Annotated in this window: 1 pseudogene; it reads right to left on the minus strand. The window is 64.2% G+C overall.

The features are described from left to right. A pseudogene (locus XpopCFBP1817_RS21290) lies at positions 1-281 on the minus strand (hypothetical protein); the annotation flags it as partial. Between the last annotated feature and the right edge of the window lie 82 nt (positions 282-363).

Below are 363 nucleotides of genomic sequence, written 5' to 3' on the forward strand. Positions count from 1 at the left end.
AATCCCTTGCAGGCACTCACCGCAATGCCGACCTTGACGCCGAATTCGTAGGGCTGACGCGCTTTGCCATTGCCGATGCATGCCACTTCCGGGGCATGCAATGCGTACAGTTTTTGTGTGTCTTTCGGGCGCTGCGTGTACCGCCGTTGCGCACGTTCCAGACAGACAGCAATGCGTTCGCGCACGGATGTTTCCACCTGGTCCAGCTTGCGCTGCATGTCGCGCTGCATGTCGCGCAACACGCGCCCCAGCAGCGTGCGTTGACGCCGTGCGCAGCGTTGAGGGGGTGCGCCAGCAAGTCTTCCATTCTCGCCCAGCCGCTGCCGCCACCGCGTCAGCGAGCGGGGATCGCACGGCAGGCGG

The sequence above is a fragment of the Xanthomonas populi genome (genome assembly GCF_002940065.1).
In the GTDB taxonomy this organism is placed as follows: domain Bacteria; phylum Pseudomonadota; class Gammaproteobacteria; order Xanthomonadales; family Xanthomonadaceae; genus Xanthomonas; species Xanthomonas populi.